The following is a 3,590-nucleotide window of genomic DNA, read 5'->3' as shown; positions in this document are numbered from 1 at the left end:
GAAACGGGAACTCGGGATTCGGCACCGGATAAATCAACGAGCGGCAGAGATGTTCTGCATCCGGCTTGAGCAGATAATATTCGCCGCGAAAGGGGACAATTTTGGAATTCGGTCGAGACCCGCCCATGCGGGCCACGCGGTCGCTGAACAGGCCGCCGCAGTTGATGACCTGTTTCGCCGCGTACTCCCCCTGCTTCGTTTGAATCATGATGTGATCGCTGTGATGCCGAATGCCGGTGACTTCAGTGCCGGTGAGAATCTGGTTCCCTTTTTCCTGAATCCGTTCGGCGAGTCGGGCGGAAACCTGTTTGTAATCGACGATGCCGGTTTCCGGCACGTGAATGCCGCGGATGCCGGCGACATGCGGTTCGAGTTCCTTGAGCCGTTTTTCGTCGATCATTTCGCAGGTGACGCCGTTTTGCTGGCCGCGTGAGAAGATGCTGTCGAGCGCAGAGAATTCACTTTCATTGACGGCGACGATCACTTTGCCGCACTGATCCCAGGGAATTCCTTCCGCATCGCAGAAGGCTTCCATGGCGAGTTTGCCTTCGCGGCAGTTGGTCGCTCTTAACGAACCCGGTTTATAATAGATGCCCGAATGCAGGACGCCGGAATTGTGTCCGGTCTGGTGCTGGGCGACCTGGTTTTCTTTTTCGAGAAGTAGAATCGATTTACCGGGAAATCGCTGTGTGATCTGCCAGCCGGTCGCCAGGCCGATGATTCCTCCGCCAATTATTGCGACATCTACGGTTTTCATGGATGACTTCTATACTCAAATGGTCCGCGGGATCTTATACTCCACACAGGATAACATCATTCCCGGAGTCTCTCTCACCTTCAGTGATATCATAACTTAGCAGGATCAAGGTTACAGGAAAACAATGGTTGAGCAAGTTCGCGAGTATTTAGAGCAACATCAGGATCGGTTTGTCAGTGAACTGATTGAATTATTAAAAATCCCCAGCGTGAGTGCCGACTCGACATTGAAGTCGGAAACCAGACGCGGTGCCGAGTTTGTCTTGAAACAAATGGAAGCCGCGGGCCTTGAAAGCCGACTGGTGGAAACGGCCGGACATCCGATCGTATATGGCTCCTGGAAAAAAGCCGCCGGGAAACCGACGGTGCTGGTTTACGGGCACTACGATGTGCAGCCCCCCGATCCGCTGGATCAATGGACGACGCCCCCGTTTGAACCCGACATTCGCGACGGACACATTTACGCCCGCGGTGCGACGGACGACAAAGGGCAGATGTATACACACATCAAATCGGTTGAAGCCTGGATGAAAACCCACGGCGAACTGCCGGTGAATGTGGTCTTCGTGATTGAAGGCGAAGAAGAAGTCGGCAGCGATAATCTCGATCTCTTCCTGAAAGAGCACAAAGATCTGGTGGCGTGTGACATTGCCGTGATCAGCGACACCAGCCAATACGCGCCGGGAATTCCCGCGATTACCTACGGCTTGCGGGGGATTCTCGCCTGCGAAGTGATTGTCCGTGGACCAAAGCAGGATTTGCACAGTGGCGTATTTGGTGGTGCCGTCACAAATCCGGGTAATGGCCTGGCGAAGATGATTGCCGCGCTGCACGACGATCAGGGGCGGGTACAGATTCCCGGTTTTTATGATGGGGTGTTGGAACTGACGCAGGAGGAACGGGATCAGTTCGCCGCGCTCCCCTTTGATGAAGCCAAATTCATGAGCAGTCTCGGCGTGAACGCGGTCGCCGGGGAAGCCGGTTTTACGACGCTGGAACGTCGCTGGGCACGGCCGACCTGTGATGTGAACGGCATGATTTCCGGTTATACCGGGGAAGGCCCGAAGACGATTGTGCCGGCGCAGGCCCGCGTGAAGCTCACTTGCCGCCTGGTTCCCGATCAGGATCCCAAAGCAATGACGAAAGCGCTGGAGCAGTTTTTGCGAGATCAACTCCCCACCGGCCTGACAATGGAGTTCATCGATTTTCATGGCTGCCGGGGTCTGGTATTTGATTTTAACAGCCCGTACATGACTGCCGCCCGAACTGCGATTGAGCAGGCCTTCGGAGCGGCTCCGGTGATGATTCGCGAGGGGGGTTCGATTCCCGTGGTGGAAACGTTCAAGACCATGGTGGGAGTGGAAACGCTGCTGTTAGGCTGGGGACAGAACACCGACAACTTGCACAGCCCGAACGAACGATTTTCTCTGGAATCATTTCGACAGGGAACCCTGGCCAGTGCCCTGCTCTGGCAGGAACTGTCGGAAATTCAGATTTGAGATTTTCTACCACGAAATTCACGAAAAAACACGAACGTGTGTGAATTAAAAAGTGAACGTGCCTGTGGTCCCGAATGTCATTCGGGATTGCTGAAAGCAACAGGAAACTGTCAGGGTATTTGATCGAATTTTAAATATCACACCCATCTTTAACGATCACTCAAATATCTCGATCACTATTGCTTGTTCTGGTTCTCTGTCAGATTCCTGCTCGCTGCGCTCGGCCCGAATTTTATTCGGGCCCACCCAATATTTGTGAGTGGAAATTGGTTGAGGATCATGAATCGAAAAAGTGAATATGTATTAGTTGGTTGTTCTCAAAGAGTCACTTCGCGAATCCACTGATCGCTTCGATTGTTTCGCAGGCTGCCCGCTTTGCGATCTTTGGAATCATCCATCATTTCCGGGTACTCAATAAAAACGGCTGCCAATAATCGCTCCTGCTTGGGAATGCCCAGATACTGGAACATCTCTGGCCCGCGCAGTTTTCCGCCACTCGACCAGTAGTTTCCCATGCCATGGGCGGTCAACATCAGCAACAGATTCTGGACCATGGCTGAAGCGGCTGCCAGATGTTCTTCGTCGCGTGCCAGTTGCGTTTCGCGGTCGAGTTTTGCAGCGTCCTGCGATTCAAGGTCATAAAACTCCGGCAACCATGTCACGAGAACTAACGCACTACAGGCGGCTGCCAGCCGGGGCTCATTCGTGGTCACGTTTAACTCATCACGCAGGTAAAGCGCTGCCTGCTTTGCTTCCTCTTGCCATAAAACATGCGCACGCCACGGTTCCGCTAAATCATCGACTTTCCGAGGATAGTGAAAAGGAGCCCAGCCCGCGGTCTTAATCGCGCGAAGCACGATTTCTCGATTGTGTTCTGCAACGTCAGCGGGCACAGACCGATGTGCCTCAAGATCACAGAGTACTTTTTCCGTCTTGCGATTTCGGATGATGGTTTCCATGATCTCTGGTATTGTTTTATCGGACATCTTTAATCCTTAGAGTCTCTCCACGCGCCAAAGCGGGGGTTCGTGATTACTGTGCGTGTTAAATGGCCGGTGCGATTTGAAGTGTATTTGACAGAATTTTCACAGACAAGTGCAGCGTATTTTTTTTGAATAGTTGTTGTGAATAGATGAGCCGCAGGTTGGGTTGAGGCAGGATGAGACGTGTTACTTCGTTTTTTTCTACCATGAAAAACACGAAATTTCACGAAATTTTTTAAGACTTGATCATCCTGGTGAATTCAAGATCGGGACCTGGTTCAAACACTGTCGGACAAGCCGCAATACTGTTCGGCTCACCGTTTGCGGTTGCTCTTAAATTATAGATTCAATT

3 protein-coding genes are annotated in these 3,590 nt (G+C 52.2%); 1 reads left to right on the top strand and 2 read right to left on the bottom strand.

Features of this window, described 5'->3' with window-relative positions; translation table 11 throughout:
* Positions 1 to 757: L-2-hydroxyglutarate oxidase (gene lhgO / locus Q0294_RS10190; protein ID WP_299464320.1), on the bottom strand; the 757-nt coding region annotated here is incomplete at its 3' end.
* A gap of 124 nt (positions 758 to 881) precedes the next feature.
* Here lhgO and Q0294_RS10185 point away from each other — a divergent pair.
* Positions 882 to 2,255 (top strand): dipeptidase, encoded by a 1,374-nt coding sequence (locus Q0294_RS10185; protein ID WP_299464317.1) that lies wholly within the window; start codon positions 882 to 884, stop codon positions 2,253 to 2,255.
* Between the two features lie 317 nt (positions 2,256 to 2,572).
* Here Q0294_RS10185 and Q0294_RS10180 read toward each other — a convergent pair whose 3' ends face one another.
* Positions 2,573 to 3,241, bottom strand: coding sequence for a nitroreductase family protein (locus Q0294_RS10180; RefSeq protein ID WP_299464314.1), 669 nt, complete (start codon positions 3,239 to 3,241; stop codon positions 2,573 to 2,575).
* Between the last annotated feature and the right edge of the window lie 349 nt (positions 3,242 to 3,590).

Source organism: uncultured Gimesia sp. (assembly GCF_937919775.1).
Classification (GTDB): Bacteria; Planctomycetota; Planctomycetia; order Planctomycetales; family Planctomycetaceae; genus Gimesia.
This window is presented reverse-complemented; position numbering and strand designations above follow the sequence as displayed.

What these genes read in the sequence shown, in the direction of transcription:
- Q0294_RS10185 (WP_299464317.1), top strand. Translation starts at nt 882, where the DNA reads ATGGTTGAGCAAGTTCGCGAGTATTTAGAGCAACATCAGGATCGGTTT.
- Q0294_RS10180 (WP_299464314.1), bottom strand. Translation starts at nt 3,241, where the DNA reads ATGTCCGATAAAACAATACCAGAGATCATGGAAACCATCATCCGAAAT.